The sequence below is a fragment of the Xenorhabdus hominickii genome (genome assembly GCF_002632725.1).
In the GTDB taxonomy this organism is placed as follows: Bacteria; Pseudomonadota; Gammaproteobacteria; order Enterobacterales; family Enterobacteriaceae; genus Xenorhabdus; species Xenorhabdus hominickii.
Window position 1 is genome coordinate 1 of the sequence record NZ_NJAI01000104.1, and the last position, 562, is coordinate 562.

Sequence of the window (562 nt, forward strand, 5' to 3'; positions counted from 1 at the left end):
GTGATTCATGACTGGGGTGAAGTCGTAACAAGGTAACCGTAGGGGAACCTGCGGTTGGATCACCTCCTTACCGAAAAGATAGTGAATTTTGTGCAGTGCTCACACAGATTGTCTGATGAAAGAAGAGACGGTATCGGCATAGGCTTGTAGCTCAGGTGGTTAGAGCGCACCCCTGATAAGGGTGAGGTCGGTGGTTCAAGTCCACTCAGGCCTACCAAATCTTTCTTATGCAGCCTGATGACGCGGCGCGCTTATGTCCATAAGCCTCGTCCGTTCCGGCGCTTGCCTGAGCGGGATGACGGGGCAGAACGATACCGTACTGAATGGGGCTATAGCTCAGCTGGGAGAGCGCCTGCCTTGCACGCAGGAGGTCAGCGGTTCGATCCCGCTTAGCTCCACCATTGCTCTTCGAAACCCATTATTTCAGAATGCACCGGGGAAACCGGGTGTGTTGTGAAATATTTGCTCTTTAACAATCTGGAACAAGCTGAAAATTTGAAACAATCAGTACTGTAACCGCGCTAAGGCGGCAGTATTGAGGAGTCTCTCAATCACTCCAGTC

At 51.6% G+C, this 562-nt stretch carries 2 tRNA genes and 1 rRNA gene; all 3 read left to right on the forward strand.

The window, feature by feature from the left end:
* Nucleotides 1–70 (forward strand): 16S ribosomal RNA (locus Xhom_RS25365); the annotation flags it as partial.
* 70 nt (nt 71–140) lie between these two features.
* Nucleotides 141–217, forward strand: a tRNA-Ile gene (locus Xhom_RS25370).
* Between the two features lie 108 nt (nt 218–325).
* Nucleotides 326–401 (forward strand) — tRNA-Ala (locus tag Xhom_RS25375).
* The last annotated feature ends 161 nt before the right edge of the window (nt 402–562 follow it).